The sequence below is a fragment of the Dyadobacter sp. BE31 genome, assembly GCF_031457695.1.
In the GTDB taxonomy this organism is placed as follows: domain Bacteria; phylum Bacteroidota; class Bacteroidia; order Cytophagales; family Spirosomataceae; genus Dyadobacter.
Window position 1 is genome coordinate 940431 of record NZ_JAVDXA010000003.1, and the last position, 25439, is coordinate 965869.

15 protein-coding genes are annotated in these 25439 nt (G+C 53.1%); 9 read left to right on the plus strand and 6 right to left on the minus strand.

All coding sequences use genetic code 11. The features are described from left to right. Positions 1-20 precede the first annotated feature (20 nt). Genes nuoL through J2Y43_RS19640 form a run of 3 tightly spaced genes read left to right on the plus strand, consistent with a single transcriptional unit; the run spans position 21 to position 4844 of the window. Entirely contained in the window at positions 21-1910 is a 1890-nt protein-coding gene (gene nuoL, locus J2Y43_RS19630) for an NADH-quinone oxidoreductase subunit L (protein WP_309986028.1), read from the plus strand. Beyond that, positions 1907-3418 carry an NADH-quinone oxidoreductase subunit M gene (locus J2Y43_RS19635; RefSeq protein WP_309986032.1) on the plus strand — a complete coding sequence of 504 codons (1512 nt, stop codon included), beginning with the start codon at positions 1907-1909 and terminating at the stop codon, positions 3416-3418. The genes nuoL and J2Y43_RS19635 overlap by 4 nt, the downstream gene beginning before the upstream one ends. Further along, the gene (locus J2Y43_RS19640; RefSeq protein WP_309986035.1) at positions 3408-4844 is read left to right on the plus strand and encodes an NADH-quinone oxidoreductase subunit N; all 1437 of its coding nucleotides are present in this window, start codon (positions 3408-3410) and stop codon (positions 4842-4844) included. The genes J2Y43_RS19635 and J2Y43_RS19640 overlap by 11 nt, the downstream gene beginning before the upstream one ends. A gap of 64 nt (positions 4845-4908) precedes the next feature. Here the strand turns inward: J2Y43_RS19640 and J2Y43_RS19645 are convergent, their stop codons facing one another. Both J2Y43_RS19645 and J2Y43_RS19650 read right to left on the minus strand, forming a co-directional pair. Further along, on the minus strand, positions 4909-5721 hold the full coding sequence (locus J2Y43_RS19645; protein WP_309986039.1) for a class I SAM-dependent methyltransferase: 813 nt from the start codon (positions 5719-5721) through the stop codon (positions 4909-4911). Positions 5722-5875: 154 nt separating this feature from the next. Continuing rightward, positions 5876-7177: a vanadium-dependent haloperoxidase gene (locus J2Y43_RS19650; protein WP_309986044.1), complete on the minus strand. Its 1302-nt coding sequence runs from the start codon at positions 7175-7177 to the stop codon at positions 5876-5878. Between the two features lie 231 nt (positions 7178-7408). Here J2Y43_RS19650 and J2Y43_RS19655 point away from each other — a divergent pair, with 231 nt between their 5' ends. Continuing rightward, positions 7409-8026 (plus strand): DUF3455 domain-containing protein, encoded by a 618-nt coding sequence (locus J2Y43_RS19655; protein ID WP_309986048.1) that lies wholly within the window; start codon positions 7409-7411, stop codon positions 8024-8026. On the opposite strand, the gene J2Y43_RS19660 is transcribed toward J2Y43_RS19655, so the two are convergent. Continuing rightward, positions 8027-12049 carry a response regulator gene (locus J2Y43_RS19660; RefSeq protein ID WP_309986052.1) on the minus strand — a complete coding sequence of 1341 codons (4023 nt, stop codon included), beginning with the start codon at positions 12047-12049 and terminating at the stop codon, positions 8027-8029. It lies immediately after the preceding gene. 213 nt (positions 12050-12262) lie between these two features. On the opposite strand from J2Y43_RS19660, the gene J2Y43_RS19665 reads away from it, so the two are divergent. From J2Y43_RS19665 to J2Y43_RS19685, 5 genes are all read left to right on the plus strand, one after another. Then, the gene (locus J2Y43_RS19665) at positions 12263-14146 is read left to right on the plus strand and encodes a helix-turn-helix domain-containing protein (RefSeq protein WP_309986055.1); all 1884 of its coding nucleotides are present in this window, start codon (positions 12263-12265) and stop codon (positions 14144-14146) included. 268 nt (positions 14147-14414) lie between these two features. Next, the gene (locus J2Y43_RS19670) at positions 14415-17384 is read left to right on the plus strand and encodes a TonB-dependent receptor (RefSeq protein WP_309986057.1); all 2970 of its coding nucleotides are present in this window, start codon (positions 14415-14417) and stop codon (positions 17382-17384) included. A gap of 18 nt (positions 17385-17402) precedes the next feature. Continuing rightward, positions 17403-18983 carry a RagB/SusD family nutrient uptake outer membrane protein gene (locus J2Y43_RS19675; protein WP_309986060.1) on the plus strand — a complete coding sequence of 527 codons (1581 nt, stop codon included), beginning with the start codon at positions 17403-17405 and terminating at the stop codon, positions 18981-18983. Beyond that, complete coding sequence (locus J2Y43_RS19680) at positions 18980-20026, plus strand: SusE domain-containing protein (protein WP_309986063.1); 1047 nt, start codon at positions 18980-18982, stop codon at positions 20024-20026. The genes J2Y43_RS19675 and J2Y43_RS19680 overlap by 4 nt, the downstream gene beginning before the upstream one ends. 14 nt (positions 20027-20040) lie before the next feature. Then, positions 20041-21597: an alpha-amylase family glycosyl hydrolase gene (locus tag J2Y43_RS19685; protein WP_309986066.1), complete on the plus strand. Its 1557-nt coding sequence runs from the start codon at positions 20041-20043 to the stop codon at positions 21595-21597. Positions 21598-21667: 70 nt separating this feature from the next. Here J2Y43_RS19685 and J2Y43_RS19690 read toward each other — a convergent pair whose 3' ends face one another. The 3 genes from J2Y43_RS19690 to J2Y43_RS19700 form a co-directional block, all read right to left on the minus strand. Further along, the gene (locus tag J2Y43_RS19690; protein ID WP_309986070.1) at positions 21668-22036 is read right to left on the minus strand and encodes a glyoxalase; all 369 of its coding nucleotides are present in this window, start codon (positions 22034-22036) and stop codon (positions 21668-21670) included. Between the two features lie 62 nt (positions 22037-22098). Continuing rightward, positions 22099-22665, minus strand: a complete 567-nt coding sequence (locus J2Y43_RS19695; protein WP_309986074.1) for a Crp/Fnr family transcriptional regulator — start codon at positions 22663-22665, stop codon at positions 22099-22101. A 50-nt stretch (positions 22666-22715) separates the two neighbouring features. Beyond that, complete coding sequence (locus J2Y43_RS19700) at positions 22716-25127, minus strand: ABC transporter permease (RefSeq protein WP_309986076.1); 2412 nt, start codon at positions 25125-25127, stop codon at positions 22716-22718. Positions 25128-25439: the final 312 nt, after the last annotated feature.

Below are 25439 nucleotides of genomic sequence, written 5' to 3' on the forward strand. Positions count from 1 at the left end.
AGCCCGCAAACTGAAAGCTCATGGACAAGTATCTGTGGCTCATACCCGCCCTTCCGCTCGGCGGATTTCTGATCCTCGCATTAGCAGGGAAACGGCTTTCTCGCTCGTCGGTGGCGATTGTCGGAGCGGGCAGCATTTGCCTTTCTGCACTGATTACCTTCGTTATCGGGGGCGTATTCCTGGCCGGTATGCCGCCAAACGCTGTATACACACAAACTTTGTGGACCTGGTTCGAGGTGGGCGCGTTCAGCGCAAAGATTACCCTCTCGCTCGATGTCCTTTCCCTGGTTTTTGTATTTGTCATCACCTTTATCGGCGCGCTGATCCACATCTATTCCACCGCATTCATGGAGGCGGACCGGGATTACGCCCGTTTTTTTGCCAGCATGAACCTGTTTGTGTTTTCAATGCTGGTACTGGTGCTGGCCGACAACCTGTTGCTGATGTATCTCGGCTGGGAAGGGGTGGGGCTTTGCAGCTACCTGCTGATCGGCTTCTGGTACGAACAGCAGGCCAACGGCAATGCGGCCCGTAAGGCATTTACCGTCACCCGCATCGGCGACGCCGCCATGGCGATTGGATTATTCATGATCTTCCAACAGGCCGGGACCCTTGTTATCTCCGACATCGGGGCCAGTGCCGGCGCAATCTGGCAACCCAACAGTACCGTCGTAACGGTTACTGCGTTGTTGCTGCTGGCCGGGGGGGTCGGCAAATCGGCCCAGCTACCGCTGCAAACCTGGCTGCCCGACGCTATGGCAGGGCCTTCGCCCGTGAGCGCGCTCATCCACGCGGCCACGATGGTGACCGCGGGCGTGTACCTGGTGGCACGTATGCACGCGATCTTCGCCCTTTCGGAAACCGCTCGTCTGGTGATTACCGTCATCGGGGCAGCCACCCTGCTGCTCGCCGGACTCACCGCCCTTACCCAGTATGATATCAAGCGGGTACTGGCTTACTCGACCATCAGCCAGATCGGCTATATGTTTCTCGCGCTGGGCGTGGGCGCCTGGACGGCTGCGATATTCCATTTTATGGTCCATGCATTTTTCAAAGCATTGCTATTCCTCGCCGCAGGAGCCATTATAGAATCGCTTCACCACGAGCATAATATGTTTAAAATGGGTGGGTTGAAAGATAAAATGCCGGTGGTTTTCTGGACATTCCTGGTCGGTGCCTTATCCCTGGCCGCCGTTCCGCTCATCAGTGCCGGGTTTTACAGCAAGGATCAGATCCTGTGGTATTCCTGGACGGCCAACGGCGGGAGCCCGGTACTCTGGATGGTAGCGCTTTCCGGGGCATTGATCACCGCCGCTTACACCACGCGCATGATGATCCTGACATTCTGGGGCGAAGCCCACACGCCGGTCGGGCATCTGCCGGGCAGGCGTATGACCATGCCGCTCGTTGTGCTTGCGGTGTTCTCTGTTTTCGCCGGATTCATTGAATTGCCGCACAATTTCGGGCATTTTACGCTATTCTCGGATTTACTCCGCCCGGTATTGCCGGAGACGGTAATGCGGGCCGACATCCCTTCCGAATGGCTGTTCCAGCTTTTGGCGGCGCTCGCTACGCTGGGTGGTGTATTTCTCGGATACCATTATTATTACCAGCAACCTTCCCGCGTCGAAAGCCTTCGCAGGAACGCTATGCTGGCGGGCCTTCACCGATTTTGGTTTTCGGGCTGGGGTTTTGAAGCCCTGTATGACCGCGTGCTGGTGAAGCCATTTATTTTCATTTCCAAAATCAACAAGTCTGATGTTACCGACAGGCTGTACACCGGCATTGCTGCGGCGACGGGCGAGATGTACAAGCTGCTTTCAAGAACGCAATCCGGCTCGCTCCGGTGGTATATCATGGGTCTGGTGGTTGGTGCAATTCTCATCCTGGGTATTCAGATAATGCTATGATGCTGGTTCTTTTGATCACGGTTTTAATGGTCGGTGCTGTGGCAGCGGTGGTTGCCGGTGAATGGAACAGGCACTTGCCGCGCTGGATCGCATTGCTGGCCAGTGCCGCGGGGCTGCTGCTGGTGATGCTCCTGTGGGCCGATACCTCGCCGCATTCGGTGACGGACGGCCAATGGCTCATGGATTTTCGCAAAGAATGGATCCCGTCTTTTGGCATAACCTTCCACCTGGCGGTCGACGGGCTGAGTCTGCTTTTGCTCGCATTGACCTTTTTCCTCGGTGTGCTGGCCGTGCTCTGTTCGTGGGATGAAATCCGGGAGAGGACCGGCTTTTATTACTTCAACCTGCTCTGGATCCTGGCCGGTGTGGCGGGGGTATTCATGGCGATGGATATGTTCCTGTTCTATTTTTTCTGGGAGGTAATGCTCATTCCGATGTACTTCCTGATTGGCATATGGGGAAGTGAAAACAGGGTGTATGCGGCCTATAAGTTCTTCATTTTCACCCAAGCGAGCGGCCTGCTGATGTTCCTGGCCATATTAGGCCTGTATTTCATCCACGGCCGCGACACGGGCATTTACACATTCGGGTATTTTGAGTTGGTTGAAACGGTTATACCATTCAAAACTGCTTTCTGGCTGATGTCGGGCTTTATGATCGCCTTCGCGGTGAAGCTGCCGGTCTTTCCCTTCCATACCTGGCTGCCCGATGCGCACGGCGAGGCGCCTACCGCCGGAAGTCTTATTCTGGCCGGGTTGCTGCTGAAAACCGGGGCTTACGGCATGCTGCGGTTTGTGGTACCGATGTTCCACGAGGTGGTGACCGAGGTGGCCGTCCCGGCGATGGTGCTGGGCGTGGCAGGTATTGTTTACGGGGCGGTAATGGCCTATTCGCAGACCGATTTGAAACGGCTGGTTGCATTTACGAGTGTGAGCCATATGGGTTTTGTGATTACCGGGATTTTCGCATTAAACGAATTGGCCTTGCAAGGGGTGGTGATGCAGCTGGTAACCCACGCCCTGAGCACCGGCGCATTGTTTTTAATGGCCGGGATGATCAAAGAGCGGCTGCACACCCGCGATATCGGGCAAATGGGCGGGCTCTGGGGGCCTATGCCGCAAATGGGCACGATCGGACTGGTATTTGCGATGGCCTCACTCGGGTTACCGGGCCTGGGCAACTTCGTCGCCGAATTTCTGATCCTGCTCGGTGTTTTTCAGGCGCAGCCGTGGATCACCGTTGCCGCAGCGTCCGGGCTGATATTCTCGGCCGTGTACTCCCTGCGCATCGTAGGAAAGATTTTTCTCGGCCCTCGCAGAACAATGGAAGCTGTCCCCGATTTTTCATTCAGGGAAATGCTGATCATGGCAGCGCTCACGGTTTCGGTGGTTTGGCTTGGGCTGTTTCCGCAGCCGGTGATCAATACGGCCAGGCCCGCCATCACGGAGCTGATCCGGTTTATGGATGTTCATAGCACAGCTTCACATCATCAATCTTATGTCAAATAATGATTTCTCCGCGTTGATGCCGCTCATGGTGCTGGCTGGCGCATCGGTTCTGGTGATGTTGCTGATCGTGGCGCGGCTGAGCCACCGGATCATCCAGCTCGTTAGCCTGCTGCTTTTTGTGGTGGCATTCATTTCCCTGCTCAATATCCGCGGAATGCTCCCTTACGAGGTAGGTTCGCTGTTTATGATCGATAGTTTTGGCGCCTTCATGACCGGGCTGATCGTTTTTTCGGGATTGGTGGTCAATGTATTCTCCTACATCTATTTTCAGGAAAAAGAGGAAGGACCGAAAGAGTATTATGTACTGCTCTTCCTGTGTACGCTGGGCGCGTGCGTGCTGGCGCTGAGCGAGCATTTCGTGTCGCTCTTCCTGGGGCTCGAAATCCTCACGATTGGCCTGTACGCGCTCATTGCCTACCTGCGCACTCGAAACCATAGCATTGAAGCGGGGATCAAATACCTTGTCCTGGCGGCGTTTTCGTCGGCTTTCCTGCTTTTTGGAATGGCCCTGGTGTATTTGCAAACGGGTACGATGTCGTTTGCGGGAATGGCCGGTGTGGTTGCTGCCGATAGCGTGCCCCCATTACTGCTTACCGGGCTGGGCCTGATGCTGGTGGGGCTGGGTTTCAAGCTGGCCGTAGTGCCGTTTCATATGTGGACGGCCGATGTGTACCAGGGCGCTCCGGTGCCGGTTACGACATTCATAGCCACAGCATCCAAAGGTGGGGTAGTGGCGGCTATGCTGCGTTTTTTCATCGCGATAGACGGTTTCCGGTCCGAGCCGTTGCAGATGGTCATGATCACCATTGCCATTGCGTCGATGGTGGCGGGTAACCTGCTGGCATTGAGGCAGAAAAATATCAAGCGGCTGCTCGCATATTCCTCCATTGCACACCTGGGGTATTTGTTGGTAGCCTTTATTCCTGGCAGCGCCGTGGTGCCGCAGGCCGTCAGCTTTTATCTGCTTACTTATTTCATCACCACTTTTGCCGCATTCGGGGTCATTACCATCCTCTCCGATTCGGAATCCGATGCCGAAGATCTGGGGCGTTACAAGGCCCTGTTCTGGAAGCATCCCGCATTGGCGAGCATATTGAGCATTGCGATGTTTTCGCTGGCGGGCATTCCGCTCACGGCGGGTTTTACAGGCAAATTCTATGTGCTCACAACGGGTATCGGGCAGGGATTCTGGCTGCTGGCTCTTGTACTGGTGCTGAGCAGCGTGGTCGGGCTGTATTACTATCTCCGGGTGGTGACGACCCTATTTGCCGGCACCCGCGATCTGCTGCCGGACCCTCCGGCCAAATATCCCGTTTTTCTCGGGATCAGCATGGCTGTCCTCTCCATTCTCACTTTTGCGCTGATCTGGCTGGGTGTTTATCCCGACAGTGTGATCGGCGTCGTCCAGGGGCTGCAATTGAAATAGGCATGAAAAGGCCTGCTCGTCAGATCGTTTTCACAAAATGAGAACAGGCCTTTCGAAAGTTATCCTAGCGGCGTACCGTCACTTTCAGGAAGGTGGCCGGAATGGAAGTCTTATTTTTGTCCGTGCTCTGATTTTGGCTTTCGAACAAAACCTCCAACTCACGGTGAAGGTCGGCTTCCTTGCCGTTCTTTTCCGCTGCTTCAAACGCATTCATGGTCGGGCCATAGTATTTCCTGAAAGTTTCAAGAAATGCCGCAGGGGGAACCGGCGTGCTGAATGTGAACGTATCCCGCTCAAAAGAAATGTTTTCCTTCGATGCGCCGGCAGCCACAAAGCGCTCGGTTACATTGTTTTCGACACCCCATAGCATCGGGCTCACAAAGCCTTCGGGCGGCGCGGGTGTGTAGGCCGAGCTCACTTTCAGGATCTGGGCCACGAGCGTCGGGTCGCCGGGAATCCAGTTACCCATGACGATCTTCCCGCCGGGGCGCGTCACGCGGAACATTTCCTTCGCCACGTCGAACGGCTGAGGTGCGAACATGGCGCCGAAAATGCTTACTACCACATCGAACGATTGATCCTCGATGCCTTCCAGGTTAATGGCGTCGCCTTCCCGGAAGGTAATGTTGGTGAGTCCCTCGGCCTTTACCCGGGCATTGCCGGCTTCGACGAGGTTTCGGGCGATATCCACACCCTGGACATGGGCACCCAGCCGGGCGGCAGGTATGGCGGTAGTACCGTCTCCGCAACCCAGGTCGAGGACATCCTGGCCTTTTGTGATCCCTAATTTTGCCACGAGTGCCGAGCCGCTTTCACGCATCGTTTCTGCCAGACGGGTGAAGTCACCCTTTTCCCAAAGTGCTTTGTTTGCATTCATTTTATTTTTCATTTTAGATTGAATAGATACTGTTTTGAAATTGGGCTAAACGACTCCCTGATAGTGAAGGAAGGAGAGGAAAAGCGCGAGAAGAATTGTCATTAATTTAAGAATTTTCATGGCTGAATACCTATCGGACGCTACCCGATATACTTTACGGTTTGAACTTTAATTTGCCGATCACATTCTGCCCCACGATTTTTCCATGAAGCAGGCTTACTTCGCAGGTTTTACGGAAGTGAATGCCGGCGTACACCCTCGAAACCGCAGCTTCGGCGGCCGCTTTTTCAAAGGAATCGTACGTTCTCGGCGCGAAGCCGGGCAGGTTGTAAGGTTTGTCGGTGTAATGGTAGTTTTGCCCGAAAGTCTGGGTCAATACTTCTGCGGCCGCTGCCGACATGACCGAGTGCCCCGACGGATATTCCGGGTGTGGCGGTGTGGCAATTACCGTGTTCCAGTCAGGATGGTTCATCACCGTGCGGATGTACGTGACGGGGCGCACGCCGTGGTACACGTATTTGCCTTTGCAAAGGCTGATGGCCCCGTCGGACATCGCGATGCCCAGTTGAGTGAACGCTTTTGCGGCCACAGCCAGTCCCGGTTTTTCGGCGGCCAGTACCTGGCTCAGAATGTTATGCCACGAGTTGTCGGGCCAGTAGGTGGCAATCGTCCGCTGCTCCTGCGTGAGCGATTGCGAAATATTGTACAGCTCTTCCACCTGTTTGTAGTATGCCGAAGCCGGATCTTCCGAATAGGGCGTCGGCGCGCCTTGTTCCGCTCCCGCATCACTGTTGGCGACCATGGTACGCACCTTGCCCCAATTGAACAGAATGGCCGGTGCGAATGCAGGGGGCGTAGGTTTCCAGTACGACGGCCCGCTGAGCGGCGTATACGGTGTGACGTTGTCATAACCGTCGGTTTTGGACCATTCGAAAACGGCTGCCGCGATCTTCTTCCCGAAATCGATGGAATTGGCAAGCACTTCGGGCTGCTGGTGCGCCTGGTACTTCGCCAGGTTGGCCGCTTCCAGCGAATCGATGCGCGCCAGCGTGGCGGCGGATATGCCCGGGTGGATAACGCGGTTGATCGCGGCGAGGGCTGCATTGGCGCTGGCCGGGAAATAGTAATGCAATGAACCGGAAGGCTGCGGCAGGGCTGGCAGGCCGTTGAGCTGCGGCGCGATTGACTGGTAACCCGGCAAGCCGGGCTGTAAGGATTCCCACAATGTCACACCCGAGTAGGCCCACCGGCGGGCCGTGACAGGTGGTGAGGCGGGCATTACCTGCGCGATTTTCAATTGCATGGTAAGCCAGGATGTGACTACCTCCGAGGATACGGGCTGTTCGGCCGGGATCTGAGGGCCGTCGTGATCGGTACACGAGATGGTAAGCATTGTGCAGGCGGCCAACCCGATAGCCGATTGTCTGACGCGTTTTAAGAATGTTAAATTTTTCATGTGATAATAGATGATTGAGGCTGCAAAATTGCACGGGAGCAAGGGCTTGAAACTTGTAATGGTGAAGCATATCCAGGTAATTATGCGCCACGGCACTAGCCCCGTAAAGCAGCCGCTCATAACTACCTGGATTTGCATCCTGCCCACAATCCGGGCCGGTTGGGGGCATTTAGTTTTGCCGCCGGTTCATTCAAACCGGTTTTATTCCAATCATTTACATTAAAAACAGCTATGAAAAACAGTAACATTTCCCGCCTGTGCGGACGCATCCTCGCATTCGTTATGATTGTGAGCCTCTTCAACGCCTGCTCGGACAGCGACCATCCTACGCCCGTTACCACTCCCGCCGACCACATTATGCTCAGCGAAAACCTGACGATGCCGGGAGCATTCGCACTTCCTTCCAACCCGAAAGGGTACGAGCGCGTTGCCACCTACTTTGCCGTGGGCGTGCAGAAATACAAGGCACAAGTGAAAGAAGGGTCGGGTCCGGTCCGGTACCAATGGGTTTTTGTGGCGCCGGAAGCGGATTTGTACGATGCGTCCAATGCGAAAATAGGAAGTCATTTCGCAGGCCCGACCTGGAAACTGAACGGCCCCGGCTACACGATCATGGGCCAGGCATTCAGTCCTGCTAGAACCTATTCCAAAGATCCTCAGAGCATCGACTGGCTGCTGCTGAGCAACAAGGCGGGGCAGGAGCCCACCGGTATTTTTCAGGGGGTAGGGTACATTTTCAGGATCGCGACTACGGGCGGGAGAGCGCCGGTAACTCCTCCGACAGACGCGGCTGCTACTGCCGATGTGCCTTATACGGCGGTTTACCGGTTCGTCAAACGCATTCCCTGATCAATCTTCTTTTTGCGAAACCCTCGCGGCATACTCCGTGGGGGTTTCTCCGAATTCCTTTTTGAAGCTTTTGCTGAAATACGATTGATCATTGAAACCTACCGCATAGCCGATCTGCGTGATCGTGTCAGCCTTTTGACGGATCATTTCGGCTGCTTTTTGAAGCCGCAGGTCGCGGATAAAATCGTTCGGGGCCAGGCCGGTGAGTGCTTTGAGCTTCCGTAAAAGCTGGGTCCGGCTCAGGCTCATTTCTTCCGCCATTTTCTCGACCGAGAACAGCACATCTTCCATATTGGCCTCCACAATATCTTTGGCCTTCATCAGAAACTTATCATCGAGTGACATTTCCTCCGACGAGGTGACGTGTACCCGGATGCGTTCGCGGTAGCGTTCGGCCAGTTTTTTCCGGAGGTCGATCAGGTTTCGGACCCGGACCGTCAGTTCTTCCACGGAAAAAGGTTTGGTCAGGTAATCGTCCGCACCGGTTTTCAGGCCGTCGATCCGCGAGTCCTGGCCGCTTTTTGCTGTAAGCAGGATCACCGGAATATGGCTCGTCCGTTCGTCGGATTTAATGCTGGCCGTGAACTCGATACCATCCATGCGGGGCATCATCAGGTCGCTGATGATCAGGCTGGGCAACACTTTACGTGCGCATGCGAGCGCTTCCGCGCCGTCGGGCGCCTTGAAAACCGTATACTGGCCTTCAAGCAAAGCGGCCATGTACTCGCGCAGCTCGGCATTGTCCTCCACGATCAGCACGGTTTCCTGTGCAGCCGCATTGCTTGCTGCCTGGTGCCCTTTACGTGTGTCCTTCGCCGGCTCGTCCGCAAGGTGGCTAACCTCCCGGGCAGCGGGTAATGTATCATGAAGCGGCGCGTTTTCAAGGATCTGACCGGCCTTATAGCCTTCTTTGTAAACGGGCACTTCCACGTTGAAAACCGAACCTTTACCGATTTCGCTTTGGAGCGAGATGTTTCCTTTGTGCAGTTTGACGAGCTCTTTGGCGAACGCCAATCCCAGACCAGTACCGCCATCCTGGTTTTCGACGGTCTGCCGGGCCTGGTAGAAAGATTCAAATACCTTTTTCTGCTCTTCGGGTGCGATGCCCCGGCCCGTGTCCGACACCGAAATTTGGAGCACCGGCTTACCTGCTTGTTCGGCAATATGCGCGGCAAATTTCACCAAGCCCCCCGGCGGGGTGAATTTAAATGCATTGGAAAGGAGGTTGATAATCACCTTTTCCAGCTTGTCGGGGTCGTACCAGAAGTGCCCTTCCGAGACTGAAATGGTTTTTTCAAAAGCGATTTCCTTATGCTGGGCTAGCGAGTCGAAGGACGACGACAGCACGCTCAGAAACTGCCGCAGCTCGCCTTTTTGTATTTGAAGCTCCATTTTACCGGCTTCCAGTTTCGACAGGTTCAGCAATTGGTTGACCAGCTCCAACAGCCTGTTGGCATACCGCTTCATGATGAGCAGCTTACCCTGCTCGGCGGGGGGCTTTTGGGTCAACTCTTCTTCCAGTGGTGCGAGAATCAGCGTGAGGGGCGTCCGGAACTCGTGAGAAATATTGGCAAAGAATCGTGACTTCATGCGGTCCATTTCTTTCAGTTCTTCGGTTTGGAGCATGATTTTCTCCGTGCGTTCGCGGACGGTGTTTTCCAGCACGAGTTTTTCCATTTTCAGCTTCCTTTCCCTGAAACGCACCAGCATAACCGCCATTCCGCCCAGGAGCATCGCGTAAATAGCGAATGCCCACCAGGTGCGGTACCAGGGCGGCAGTATCGTGAAGGCCAGCACCGCGTCTTCTCCCGCACTACCATATACGTCTTTCCCACGCACCCGGAACACGTAATTGCCCTCGGGCAGGTTAGTGAAGTCGACGAACGACTCGCCCGACCACGCCGACCATTGGTCGTGGAAGCCTTCGAGGAAGTATTGAAATTGGTTTTTAGTAGAAAGGTCATAGCTCGGTAGTGCAAACTGGAACCGAAGCCTATGGCCATAGGCCATTTCAGGTGATGTGCCCCGGAAATGAACGGACGAATCCTGATCGATCGAAATGCGGCGTATCAGCGTTTGGAATGGCTTGGCAACACCCGTTTCCAGGTTTTTATCAAAGAGGACCAGCCATTTATTAGAACCAAAAACCATAAACCCGTCGCCATTGTCGTGCACCTTGGAAATAAGCGCTTCGGACAGCCGCCCCGATACCGGTAGCCGTTGCAACTTGCTTTGGGCATATTCGAAAACCTGGCTTTGGTAATTGTGATAGAGCGTGAACCACATGGTACCATCGCGGCCTGCGACGATTTCGTTGATCCATCCGCCTTTGTACGGCGCCACGCCGGCAGTAAGCACCGAATCCACCTCGAATGCTCGCCTGGCGGGGTTAAACCGGTGCATTGCCTCATCGGTGGATGCGTAAACCGTATTGCCGACCCTTTCGAGCCAGCGGATTTTGTTGGACGACAGCCCGTTTTCAGGGCCATGGTGGATGAGCTTGAACGGATCGGCCAGCGAATGCATAGCGCCCGGCGTTTGCCATGCTATTTCATAAATGCCGTTTCGGCGGCTGTTGATGAAAATGGTGCCGTCGGCTGCGCGTGCGAAGCTTTCGGAGTAGAATTTCATATCGTCGCGCCGGCTGCCCTGCACCCATTTTCCGTCTTTCAAAAGCAGCTCGGTAAGCCCGTTCCCTTCCAGGCCCACGAGCAAATGCGGCGGTACCTGCGCGGTGCGCGCTTCTTCTACCCGGACTACATTCTCTTTCGCAATTTGCGAGCGGTTGCCGTTTGCGCTGAGTACAAATACACCGTCGTAGTTGGATACGATCAGTTCATTTCCAAAAGTCTGGCAATGCATCGTCAGGTTGTCTATTCCGGTGATTTTTTTGAAATAGGGCTTGGAAATACCTTGTGACGACAGGCTGTTGAGCTCGAAAAGCCCCTTGCTGTTGGTGGTAAAAAGTTTGTTGTTGAAGACCTCGATATCCATCGGATTCTCGTCCAGGCCATGATTTTCGTTCAATATCCGCAGCGGCGAGTTGATTTCCAGCCGGCTGATCCCATTGTCGGTGGCAAGCCACAAGTCCCTTTCGGCGTCCTCGAAAACGGCGTATACCGCATCGCTCGACAGCCCTTCTTTCCGGCAGATGTTGTTGCGGATGGTCCCGTCCCGCTGCATCAGGTAAAAACCCGAACCGGTGGTAGCCAGGGCGTAATCGCCGTTGCTGAGCTGCACGGAGTGGTACACCGCATCCCTGATCCGTACCCGCCGGCCGTCTTTCATCAATGGCGCCAGTGTTGCCCCGTCGTAAATGTAAAATTCCTTGCTGAGGCCGGTGACGAGCAGCTTTTTGCCTTCGAATGGTAACAAGGTGGTGAGCCCCATTCCTTTAAATGCTTCGCCGCCTTCCGCCAATTTTAATGCGTCCTTTTCTTTCCGGTATAAACCCTTCTCGCTCACGCTCACGTACAGGGAGCCATTCACCAGCCAGGCAAAACCCAGCGTACCGATGTCGCTTTTCCATACTTTGAATTTCCCTCCGGTGAATTCCAGAACGTGCAGATCGCAAACGAAATAGACCGAGCCCTTGTCGGCAAACGTGAACCATACATTCCCGAAGTTCCAGTCGGCGCGGCTGAGCTTGTTTTTCAGGGAGTGAAAAACCATTTTGTTCTGCCTGTTTTCGGCCAGATAGCCCACTTCTCCGGACCCGCCGACGTAAATGCGGCCGCTGGCATCCTTCGCCAGCGACCGTACCGGGTTACCCTCGGTAGTAGGTATGAGCTGCCAGGCCACCCCGTCGTATTCGAGCACACCCGAGTTGTTTGCAGCATACATAATGCCGTTGTTTCCCTGCACGAGTGCCCAGTTCTGGAACGCCGCCTTGTATTCGTCGGTGGAATAGTTGGTAATGAATGGAAGGCTCTGCTGCCAGATCTTTGCGAGCGGTGAACGGGGCATTTGTGCCGCCGCATTCAAGCCGAGAGCCAGGGCGAAAAGCAGGGCTATTTTTTTCATAGGTCGGGTAGTAAAGCCTGGCATGTCAGGAGCAAACCTACACGTGATGAGTAAGATACGTTGTAAATCAGGGAATAAAAGTATTCCATTTTGGCAGCAGGAGCAATGCGCAGGGGACAGATCAGCGGCGGAACTTACTTAACGGGTACGTTCACACAATTCCACAGGGTAACCCGGGATAGTTTTTTAGCAAATGTTTGATTTGATTTGTGCATGTATAAGCTTTTGTTAGCCACTATCCTGACTCTGGTGTGCGGAGCCGCGTTTGCGCAGCTGCGAATCGAAATTGTAGAGTCGCCGCCGCTGATTTCCCCTTCCTCGTCGCTTTTCCTCGCCTCGGACCTGAATAACTGGAGTCCGGGCGACCCGAATTACAAATTCAGGAAGGACCAGGTAGGAAAGTACTACATCGATATTCCGAAAGTCCCGGCGCGATTTGAATACAAAATCACTCAGGGGAATTGGACGATGGTGGAGGGGGATTCTTCGGGGAGTCCTCTTGCTGACCGGCTTTACGACGCCTCGAAAGAGGCCGATCCGCATTTGATCAGGATCCGCATTGCGGGCTGGGAAAAGAAAATCGTTTATACCTTCATTATCAATAAACTCCCTGAAAATACCCCGCACGATGCGGAGATATTCATTTCGGGGAATTTCAACGACTGGGAGCCGGCGAACCCGCTTTACAAGGTATACAAGAATGTAGACGGGACCTACCGGACCACCATTTACACCGACAAAGACCCGGTCGAATACAAGTTCACGCGCGGGAGCTGGGAATCTATCGAAGGGCGGGAGAGCGGTAAAGCGCGCCCGAACCGGACGATTTACCGCGATTCGAAAGTGGATCATATGTCGATCAACGTTGAAATAGATGGCTGGGAAGACCTTTCGGCTTCGTTCCATTTCTATTCGTTGTACGATCTGCTGCTGCTGTTCTCGGTTTTTCAGGGGATTCTGCTGATTATCGCGATCCCCTCCATGCAGAATTACAACCGGCCGGCCAATCGCTGGCTGGTGATCACGATCGGCGTGGCTTCGCTGATGATCCTCCTGCGGACGATCGGTGGCTACCGCGAGGCGGCGCAGGCGTTCGGGAAAATCCTGCTCATGCCGGATTTTATCCTCTTCCTGTATGTGCCGGCATTCTATTTCTACCTTCAAAGGCTGCTTTTCAATCAATCGGTCAAGCCATTCAGGCAGGTTGTACTCTTTTTGCCGGTGTTGTTGCAATGCTTTGTGTACCTGCCGTTTTTCCTGATCAGCGACAGGGAGCTGCATTTGCTGTTTCTCGTGCGCGACCGGAGCCTGTTCGGGGTGTTTTTGGGTACCGGCCTGCTTGCCCTGGGCTGGAACACCTATTTCTGGTTCCTCTTCCGCAAGACCTTCCGCTTTTACAGGGAGCAATACCAAAGCCATTTTTCATACGAACAGAACCTGCATTACCTCAATACGGTGCTCTTTATCCAGGCGCTCTGCCTCGGGCTGTGGTATTTCCTTTTCCTGATGCTCGGCCTGGGCTATTGCTTTGATTTCGATGTCACGCAAATTGTCGAGGGTAGCGTGGATGCGATCTGGCTGGCGTTTTCTACCATTACCTATTTCGTGGGTTACTTTGCGATTCACCAGCCCGAAATATTTAAGATATCCCCGCAACCGAGATCGATTTTTGATGCCGGCGCGAGTGTAGAGGAAGATGAGGAGGGCCAGGAGAGCACCACCGACAAGAAGCCCGAGCAGGCCGAAGATATTACCGATCTTAAACGGCAGGTAGAGGAATATATGGCCAAAGAAAAACCGTTCACCAACCCGAAACTGACCCTGAGCGAGCTGGCCGGAAAACTGAAACTGTCGCAGCACACTTTGTCGCGGGTAATCAACGACGGCTTCGAAAAGAACTTCTTCGATTTCATCAACTCCTACCGGATCGAGGATTTTAAGAAGCGGGTCGATAACCCCAAATTTAAAAACTACACCCTGCTGAGCATTGCCTACGAGGTAGGGTTCAACTCCAAAACGGCGTTCAACCGGTCGTTCAAAAAAATTACCGGACAGACCCCGCGCGACTACTACAATGCAAGCCGTCCCGAGGAATAATTGACTTTTTTGGGTTTAAATTATCAGGAAAATAAGTGCCATTTTATAAAGTGGAGCTCATAGTGTTGTATTTAATTTATTGTAAATGAATTTCTTACGATGAAATAAAGCACTGTATTCAAAAAAAACGCTGAAAACGGGAAGTGGAACGACAGCGGGTTAGAAAGGGGATAGTTTTGCCAGGAAATATTTCGATAAATAATTGGATTAATCCGATTGGCGTTTCGAAATGTTCAAAAAGCAATCAATCACATTTTATCCCTTTACGATGAAACAGCTTTACCAAAAGACGGTCTGTTTTGCCCTTCTGCTTCTGCTTGGGAATGTCGCGCTGATGGCGCAGGGCACGGTCAGCGGAAAAGTTACCGACCAGCACGACGGCTCGGTTTTACCCGGCGTTACGGTCGTGGTCAAGAACAGCGCGCTCGGTACTCAGACCGACGAAACAGGAAAGTATTCCCTCTCCAATGTGCCGGCCGGCGCAACGCTTGTATTCAGCTTCGTGGGCAAGCTGGTGAAGGAAGTGGCTGTCGGGACCGAATCCGTCATCAATGTGGCGCTGGCCGATAATTCCAAAGAACTGTCGGAAGTGGTCGTGATCGGGTATGGTACGCAGAAAAAGCAGGAGCTTACGGGCTCGATCACCAGCATTTCGTCCAAGGATTTCCAGCAAGGTAATATCCAGAGTCCCGAGCAGCTGATCGTGGGAAAGGTAGCGGGGGTATCGATCACATCCAACAACGGACAGCCCGGCTCGGGCAGCACGATCCGCATCCGTGGGGGCGCATCGCTGAATGCGAGTAACGACCCGCTGATCGTCATCGACGGTGTTCCGTTGAGCGGCAGCAGCCTGAGCGGCGCACCGAACCCGCTCAGCCTCATTAACCCGAACGATATTGAAACTTTCACCGTGCTTAAAGACGCCTCGGCAACTGCCATTTACGGCTCGCGTGCATCCAATGGTGTTATCCTGATCACTACCAAAAAAGGCCAGAGCGGAACTCCCGTGATCAATTTCAATAGCCAACTGGCAGTTTCGAAGATTGTCAAAACGGTGGATGCCCTCAGTGCCGATGAGTTCAGGACTTATGTGGAAACGAACGGTACCGATGCCCAGAAGGCACTACTGGGTTCGGCCAAAACCGATTGGCAGGATGAAATTTACCGGACGGGCATCAGTACCGACAACAACCTGAGCATTTCGGGTGCATTGAAAAGCATGCCTTACCGCGTTTCGCTGGGTTATCTGCTGCAAAACGGGATCCTGATCACCGACAAAATGCAGCGGCCGTCGGCTTCTATCAATGTCAGCCCGCGGTTCTTCAACAAGCACCTTAAAATCGACCTGAACCTGAAAGGGGCGCAAACGAAATCCCATTTTGCGAACCAGGGCGCGATCATCAATGCGGTGCAGTTTGACCCTACCCAGGCAGTAATGGACGAATCGAGCCCGTTTGGCGGTTATTTCGAATGGGTAACCAAAGACGATGCCGGTAAAGCGACGCTCAATCCGAATGCGCCGAGGAACCCTGTGGCGCTGATCCGCCAGCAAGACAATAACGGTACCGTCAACCGCAGCTTCGGAAACGCGCAGTTCGATTACAAATTCCACTTCCTGCCCGACCTGCACGCGAACCTGAACCTCGGATATGATATTTCAAAAGGCAGCGGAACGACATTCGTGCCGGAATACGCCGCGCAGAATTTCACGACCAAAGGCCAGAATAACAAGTATTTGCAAAAAGTGAACAACAAGGTCGCCGAGTTTTACCTCAGCTATGCGAAGGATCTTAAAAGTATTAAAAGTAACGTAAGCGCCACGGCTGGTTATGGTTATTACAACAATGCGACCAAAAATTATTTCTATCCCAATTTCAGCGCAAACGGCGAAATTGTGGAAGGTTCGCAGCCGAAATTTGCATACGATATTCCTGAAAATACGCTCATTTCGTACTATGGCAGGCTGATTTACACGTTCGACGATAAATACATCCTGGCGGGTTCGATCCGCACGGACGGTTCGTCGCGCTTCTCGCCTGCAAATCGTTGGGGCGTATTCCCGTCGGTAGCATTGACCTGGCGTATCAACCGGGAGAACTTCATGAAGCCCGTGAGCGCCTTGACCGACCTCAAACTCCGGCTCAGCTACGGGATCACCGGTAACCAGGACGGCATCGCCAACTATTCCTACCTGGGCATTTACTCGGTGAGCTCCAATGCATCGCAGTACCAGTTTGGAAATACCTTCTACAACATGACCGCCCCGGCTGCGTACGACCAGAATATCAAATGGGAACAGACGGCTACGGCCAATGCCGGCCTGGATTTCGGGTTTTTCAACAACCGCCTTTCGGGTAGCCTGGACGTTTACTACAAAAAGACCAAAAACCTGCTGAATACCGTACCTATCCCCATCGGCTCGAATTTCAGCAACCAGATCCTAACCAACGTCGGCAATATCGAGAATAAGGGCGTCGAGTTTGCGGTGAACGGCACGCCGATCGCTACCGGCAAGCTGAGCTGGAACGTGGGTTTCAATGTTACCTACAACAATAACAAAATCACCAACCTGACCGCCGTGAGCGACCCGGAATTTGCGGGTAACCAAACCGGCGGCATCACTGGCGGGACCGGCCAGAGCATTCAGATCCATTCGGTGAACTATAATACCTTTTCCTACTACGTTTTCAAGCAGGTATACGACCAGGACGGCAAACCGCTGGAAAATGTTTATGCGGATTTGAATGGCGACGGGGTGATCAATCAGAAAGACCAGTACCGTTACAAATCGCCGTTCCCGAAGGTAATGCTGGGCTTTAATACGCAGCTTACTTATGACAAATGGAGCCTAAGCACGATTCTCCGGGCCAACATCGGTAACTACATGTACAACAACGTGGCTTCGAACTTCGGTGTGAGAAGGAACATCCTGAACCCGAACAACATCCTCGGGAACAGTACCACGGACATTTACAATACCAACTTCTTCAACAACCGCTATCAGTCGGATTACTATGTCCAGAATGCATCCTTCCTGCGCATGGACAACGTGGGCATCGGCTACAATGCGGGCCGAGTGCTGGGCAACCGGATGAACCTGCGGGTCAATGCAACTTGCCAGAATGTGTTTGTGGTGACCAAATACAGAGGTCTTGATCCCGAGATCAACGGCGGTATCGATTACAACCTCTATCCGCGGCCGAGAACATTTGTGCTTGGCCTGAATCTGGACTTTTAACCGCTAAATATATTGATTATGAAATTCTTATATAAAACATTGCTATGTTCGGCACTGGTAGCTGGCGGGGCCGTTTCCTGTACGAAAGACCTGGACCTCTCGCCGACGAACTCCATCACGGCCGATATCGCCTACAAAACACCCGCGGACTACAAACAGGTGCTGGCCAAGGTGTACGGGAGCTTCGCGCTTGCCGGTAATAACGGTATCAACACGTCGGACCTGGCGGGCATCGACCCGGGCCAGGCCGATTTCCTGAGGCTTTTCTGGAACGCCCAGGAGCTTACAACCGACGAAGCGGCCTGCGTATGGAACGATCCGGGCATTCCCGACTTTCATAACCTGAACTGGACTGCCGGCAATGTATTGCTGAGCGCCCTTTATAACCGCAGCTTGTTTCATGTGACGGTATGCAATGAGTTTATCCGCGAGTCGTCGGATGAAAAGCTGGCCGGGCGGGGCATTAGCGGGCAGGATGCGGAGGAAATCCGCCGATACCGTGCGGAAGCGCAGTTTCTGAGGGCATTCCAGTATTGGGTATTGATGGACCTTTTCGGAAATCCTCCTTTTGTGACCGAGAAAGACCCCATCGGGAAATACATTCCGCCGCAAATCAAACGCGCCGATTTGTTTGCCTACGTAGAATCGGAGCTCAAAGCTGCGGAAGCCACATTGGCAGAACCGCGCAAAAATGAATATGGCCGCGTGGATAAGGCGGCTTCGTGGGCGTTGCTGGCGCGGCTGTACCTGAATGCGGAGGTGTACCTGGGTAAAGGCCAGGGACGGTACAACGACGCGATTACGTATTCCGAAAAGGTGATCAAATCGGGTTACTCGCTCATGCCTGAATACAAGCACCTCTTCCTGGGCGATAACGACGTCGATAATCCGGAAGTGCTGTTGTCCATTAACTATGACGGGATCAAGACCCAGAACAACGGCGGCACGACATTCATCATCAATGCGGGCATCAATGCGGCCATGAACCCGTCGTCGTTCGGCATTCCGAATGGCGGCTGGGGCGGTAACCGCGCTACTAAAAACCTTCCGCTGCGCTTCGGCGATTACAGTGGCAAGACCGATAAGCGTGCCATGTTTTTCGGGCAGAAGATCGAAATGGAGGATCCTTCCGTGTTTACTGATGGCCTGGCCATTACCAAATTCCGGAATGTGACCCGGTCGGGCGCCATTGTGCCGTCCTCGGGCAACTCGTTTTCGTCTGTCGATTTCCCGCTTTTCCGCCTGGCCGAAATGTACCTGACCTACGCGGAAGCCGTGAAGCGCGGCGGAACGGGCGGCAACGAAGCGACTGCTATTGCCTATTTCAATAAACTTCGCGAGCGCGCCTATGGCAATGCGAGCGGCAATGTGACGGCCATTACCCTCAACGATGTGCTCGACGAGCGCGGCCGGGAATTTTACTGGGAGGCCCATCGCCGCACCGATCTGGTACGGTACGGATTGCTCACTTCCGGTAGCTATCTCTGGCCGTGGAAGGGTGGAGTAAAAGACGGGAGAGGGGTTTCGGAAAGTTTCAACCTGTTCCCGATCCCTGCCACAGACCTCATTGCGAACCCTAACCTCCAACAGAACCCATGATAAAGTTCCGCAGTATATCAGTTTTTGCCTCGTTAATGGCATTGGCCGTGATGTCGGCCTGTGAAAAGGATGAAATCAAGACCATCGCTACGCCCGGTACCGCGGCCGTGCTTTCGGTGAACCAGCCGGTACTGGACCTGAATAGCGCCAATGCCGATAAAGAAGCCGTCGTTTTCTCCTGGACGCCGGTAGATTACGGCTTTGCCAGTGTGATCAGCTACACCCTTCAGCTGGATAAAAAAGGTAATAATTTTCAGAAGCCGGTGGAGATCAATGCGGGCAGCGCATTGAAAAAGGGGCTTACTACGAGCGAGATCAACGGGCTGATGATCAACAAACTCAAACTCACGGCCGGGCAGGCTGCTGAGGTGGAGGCGCGGGTGATATCGTCGCTCGGTACCTCGGCCGAAAGCATGAATACGGTCTCGGCTACGCAGGGATTATCGGTGAAGCCGTATTTTGTGGTGATCGTGTACCCGGCGATTTACGTTCCGGGCAGCCACCAGGGCTGGGCGCCGGATAAGGCACCGAAGCTTGTTTCGGTAAAGGACGACAAAAGATTCGAAGGTTATGTTTACTTTCCTGACGAAACAACCGAGTTTAAATTTACCAATGCCCCCAACTGGAACGAGGGCGACTACGGTAGCGGAGGCCCCGGCAAGCTGGGGACGAGCGGAAACCTGACGCAGAAGGGCTCGGGCTACTACCTGCTCAAAGCGGACCTGAATAATAGCACGTGGTCGTCGCTCAAAACCATTTGGGGCGTACTGGGCTCGGCGACCAAAGGCGGCTGGGATAAGGACCAGGACCTGGCGTACGACCCGAAAAGCGGCGCGTGGACAGCCGAGGTGGCGCTCACCCAAGGTGAGGTCAAGTTCCGGGCGAATGATGATTGGACCCTGGCATATGGCGACGGTAATGCCGACGGCGTACCCGATACGCTCGACAACGGGAATATCAAAGTAGATGCAGCCGGGACCTACATTATCAGCCTCAATCTGAGTAATGCGGGTAACTATACTTATTCTATCACGAAAAAATAACGCTCACCAGATTTATGGATTTTAAGCAGGTCAAAAGATGCTGTTTTACCGTGCTGTGGCTCCTCGCAGGGGCCGCGGCACAGGCGCAGCAAACCAATCCTCCCGCTGTTTGCTACGAAATATTCGTCCGCTCATTCGCCGATTCGAATGGGGATGGAATAGGGGATATCAACGGGATTACGTCCAAACTGGATTATCTGAAAGACCTGGGTGTGGATGCGCTCTGGCTCACACCCATCTGCAAATCGCCTACTTATCATAAGTATGATGTGACCGATTACCGGCAGATTGATCCCGAGTATGGCACAATGGCTGATTTCAAAAGGCTGTTGTTGGAAGCGCACAAGCGGGGCATCCGGATTATCAAGGACCTGGTTGTGAACCACACCAGCGACCAGCATCCCTGGTTTCAGCAGGCACGGCAGGGAAAACAGAATCCCTATCGTGACTATTATGTGTGGCTCCCGCAAAAGACGATCGATTCGCTGGGCATCGCAACGCGCGAGAAATCAGGCGATTCGTGGGAGGTGAATCCGTGGCATGCGGTGAAAGAGGGCGGCGACGAAAAGTACTATGGCCTGTTCTGGAGCGGCATGCCCGATCTCAACTTTGACAATCCCAAAGTACGGGAAGAGATTTATGCCGTAGCCGCTTTCTGGCTGAATGAAGTAGGTGTGGACGGTTTCCGGCTTGACGCCGCCAAGCACATTTATCCCGATTGGGAGGCTGAAAAAAGCCACGCATTCTGGACCGAGTTTCGGGAAAAGGTCAGAAGCATGAAGCCGGATGTTTACCTGGTAGGGGAGGTTTGGTCGACGCCGGAGAAAGTTGCGCCTTATTTCAAAGGCCTGCCCGCCAATTTCAATATCGACGCGGCACTAGCTATTCACCAAATGCTCAAAAGCGGGAAATCGATTGACCTTATCGGGCAATTGCAGCAGACACATGCGGTTTACAAAGCAGCCAATCCCGATTTTATCGATGCTGTTTTTAATAATAACCATGACCACGTCCGAATTGGCACTACTGTCAATGGCGATATTCCCAAAATGAAGCTCGCTGCAAGCCTTCTGCTGACGCTTCCGGGTGAGCCATATCTCTACTACGGGGAGGAAATAGGTATGCTCGGCAATAAACCGGACGAAAATATCCGTGAGCCGTTTTTGTGGACTGCACAGGCCACGGACAAGCTGCGCACGCGCTGGATGAAACCTTCGTATTCCACCGACGACAAGGTGCGTAATTTGGAAGCCCAGGCAAAAGACCCGTCGTCCATTTACAATCACTACAAAAAGCTGCTCAAACTACGCCACGAATATCCCGCATTGCGTCAGGTGGCACCTGTGAACCTGAGCGACGCGGGTATCAGGCAGGAGCACATCATCGCATTCACGCGCCCGCATGCTAGCGGGGACCTGCTGATCGTGCACAATGTGAGCGGCACGGAAAAGTCCGTCCAACTACCTGCCGGCGCCGCGAATAGGGAGTTGCTGTTCGAATCTTCTGAAAAGACCGAAATGAGTGGTAAGGTGCTCAAAATCCCGGCATACGGTTCGGTCGTTTTGCGATAAGTGACGGCAAAGCGAGAGAAAATCAGGACAATCCCGGAATTGGTGGTAACACTGGTTCCGGGATTTGTTTTTACTTAGTGAAAAACTCGCCGAAATGCCACAATATCCCCGAAGGATCGTGAACGAAACACTCGCGGCCCCAATGGTCGACGCGGATCGGGGTTAGGCACACATTTTTGTATTTGGCAGGAAGGTCGAGTTGCACAAGGTCGTCCCAGAAAATTTGGACATTCTCCACTTCCAGAAAGACCATCGTATTATCGACCCAGTCCTTGTTGAATGCATTTTGCAGATAAAAACCATAGTCGCCGCTTTTGAACAGCGACATAGCGGGAGAAAGTACCACTTCCTGGAATCCAAGGTCGCGGTAAAAGGTGCGTGAAACTTCGAAATCGGTAGCCCCGATGAACGGGCGGATTGACAATGCTTTGTGTTCCATAGGATATGCAATATTTCCAGTCAAAAGTAGGGCATAGGCAGGACTCCGCCACTTGATCGAAATCAAGAAATGACACTGTTCGCTATCGCATTCCTGGCCCTGCTGAGGGTTTCCGGTGTAATTTTAAGGTAAGACGCGATTATTTTGAGCGGAAATGTCTGGATTAGCTTCGGGCGGTTGTCGAGCAGGTGCCGGTACTTCTCCATCGGCGTCATGGACTGATCAAAAAAATGCATTCGCTGAAAAGCGCTTTCCAAAACCTTGTTGAGTTGTAAAAACGCGAGTGACTGGCCCGTTAGGTAGTGAATCGTTTCCAGGCTGATTTCGATGAAACGGCAATCGGTGTATGCCTCCGTGAACAACTCGGACGGACGCTGGGAGATCAGGCTCTCGCGATTGAAGAACCATTCGCCGGCAAGGTGGAGATCGATTACGTTATGTTCCGATTCGGGCAAGATATCGTACTGGCGGACGGCCCCTTCCAGCAGGTAACAGACGGTTCTGGCTATTTCCCCCTTCCGAAGCAGCAATTCATTTTTCCCGACCTCGCGCAATCGAATCTCCTTCTCAAAGAGCTCAATTTCACTGTCCCGGTAGGTTCCCGTCGCTCTTAAAATATCTCCATACATAGGCAATCGTCGTTTACGATACCCGAAAATACGAGATTTGCCGTTATGCGTTACTCCGAGCGGAGCACTTTCGCCGGATCTGTCAATGCGGCTTTTACGGCCTGATAGCTCACGGTTAGCATGGAGAGCAGGAGTGCCAGGGCAGCCGATCCGCCGAAGATCCACCAGGGGATGGTCGAGCGATAATGATAGTTTTCCAGCATTTTCATCAGGAAATAATAACTTACCGGAGTGGCAACGGCAGCAGCGATGGCCGTCAGGTATACGAAGTCCTTGGCAATCAGTGCCCATACACCTGCAACCGAAGCGCCGAGTACTTTTCGTATGCCGATTTCACTCCGTCGCTGCTCGGCGGTGAACGCCGCAAGGCCGAACAGTCCCAAACAGGAAGTGATAATGGCGATCGCCGCGAACAGAACCGTAAGCTTGCCAATGCGTTCCTCATTTTCAAACTTTAAGTCATATTGTTGATCCGCAAATTGAAAATCAAATACATGGCCGGGTAAATGTTTATCAAACAATGCCCCCAGCTTCGATGGAGCGTTTGCTGTATTTCCGCCGGTTTTTAGTTTGATATACAAATAATTAGGCGCGTAAGTCATGAAATAGATGGCCTGCTTCACAGGTTCATAGGGTGATTGCATGACCATATCCCGTATAACGCCCACGATATGGTATTCGGAATCATTAAAGGTCCCGTCTTTCCATCTGACGGTCTGCCCGATCGGATGATCGAGCCCCATGTACTTCGCCGCCGACTGGTTAATAATGATTGCGGATGAATCGGAAATAAAGGCTTCCGAAAAATCACGCCCCTGCACAATCTGCCAGCCGACCGTCCGGCCGTATTGATGCGACGCCGCAATCACTGAAAACTCCTCACGATGGCCCGGAGATTTGCCTTGCCAGGTAAAGCCGCCGGCATTGGAAAGCACGTCGGTGACCGGGCCGGAGGATTGGGCAACGGATGAGACGATGCCCGAATGAAGCAACTCGGTTTTTAAAGCCTCCAAACCCGGACTGCCCGGTGGAATCTTTACATACAGCAATCCCTTCCTGTCGTAGCCGGTAGACCGGTCTTGTCCGAACTGCATTTGTCGGAACACACCCGCTGCGGCAATGATTAGCGAAATCGAGATAGTGAATTGGAGCACTACAAGCACTTTTCTAGGCCGCGAAGAAAGCTTGCCAACACCCGCCACGCCAGCCTTCAATACTTTGACGGGCTTGAAAGAAGACAGGAAAAGGGCGGGATAACTACCGGCGACGAAACTCACCAATAGGCAAAAGGCGAGGCCGGTCAGCTGGAAATAGGGATTAAATGCTGCTCCGCCCGGCGATATGAACCCGATTTGCTTGTAAGTAATCGCATTGAATTGAGGTAATACCAGCTCGACGAGGAGTAATGCAATCAAAAATGACACCACCACGACGGTGAGCGACTCAAAAATGAATTGAAAAATGAGTTGGCCTCGCCCAGAGCCCACTGCCTTTCTGACCCCAATTTCTTTTGCCCGTTGTTCGGAGCGGGCGGTGCTCAGGTTCATAAAGTTGATACACGCGAGCAACAGTACAAAGGCAGCGATCGCGGAAAACAACTTCACGTAGTAAATGTGCCCTCCGGTATTCACACCATTCTCCCAGGATGCGTACAAATGCCATTTGCTCATCGGATGAAGAGAAATGACGGACGACGAACCGGCCGGATTGGCTAAATGCCTGTTCAGCACTTGCTTTATTTTTTCGGAGGCCGCCTCAACGGTGGTGTTTTGCCTGGTCTGGACGAGTATTTCAAAGGTGCTGACGTTCCAGTTATCTTTTAGCTTATCAACCCACTGTCTCCTGCGGGCCGAGGCGAACAGCTTCCAGGGAGCGATGAACGATAAATTGGAGTAATCTGAGTTTTGGGGGAAGTCTTTATAAACCCCGGCCACCGTCGCGTCCAGTTCATTATCAATCTTCAAAAGCTGACCAATGGCCTGGTTTGATCCGAATATCGAGGCCGCGGCGGATTCTGACAACAATATCCGGGCCGGGTCGCTGAGTGCAGCTACACTGCCGCTCACCATTTGCGGTGACAGGATTTTGGCGCCGTCGGGTTCTATAAACCGGCCTTTCTTCCGGTATTTGTTTCCGTTGGAAGTCAGGGAGTAATCTTCTGTGTCCCAGGACACGGCCACCTGCTCGAAATCCGCAGCGAAGTTCTCCCGAAGCTCGGCGGCGAGTGGAAAAGGTAAATTCGGAGAGCTCGCTACCTCGCCGTTTTGGGAGACATGCGCCATTACACGCCCCACATGCCGGTGGTTTTTAATCCCTTTGTTGTAGTTCAACTCATCCCACACCCACAAGGAAATGAGTATAGTAACAGTCAGCGCGAGCGCCAGCCCCGATACGTTGATCAGCGAATAGACTTTGTTCTGCTGGAAATTTCTGAAAGCAATCTTAAAGTAACTTTTGACCATAGGCTGTTAAGGGAAAATCTGAAAACCGGCACCACTGCAATGGCAAATATGGTGCCATTGCATGGAAACGCTGCAAATGCGGGATTTGAATGCAGCCATGTTCACTTCCGAACAGCTGCATGTTCGTCCGCGGGCGTTACAAATTCTCAATACTGGTTACAACCGTTGCGTATTTTTTCGCGTCATGTCCAGGATCGCCCGTCTCTGTTGGTGGGCCGTGATTGTAGGATATTAGGAAAAAATTAAAATATGATGAGATGGTGATTTTCCGTTTTTCGTTGATCCGCCGCATTCTATCTTTGGATCAAAACC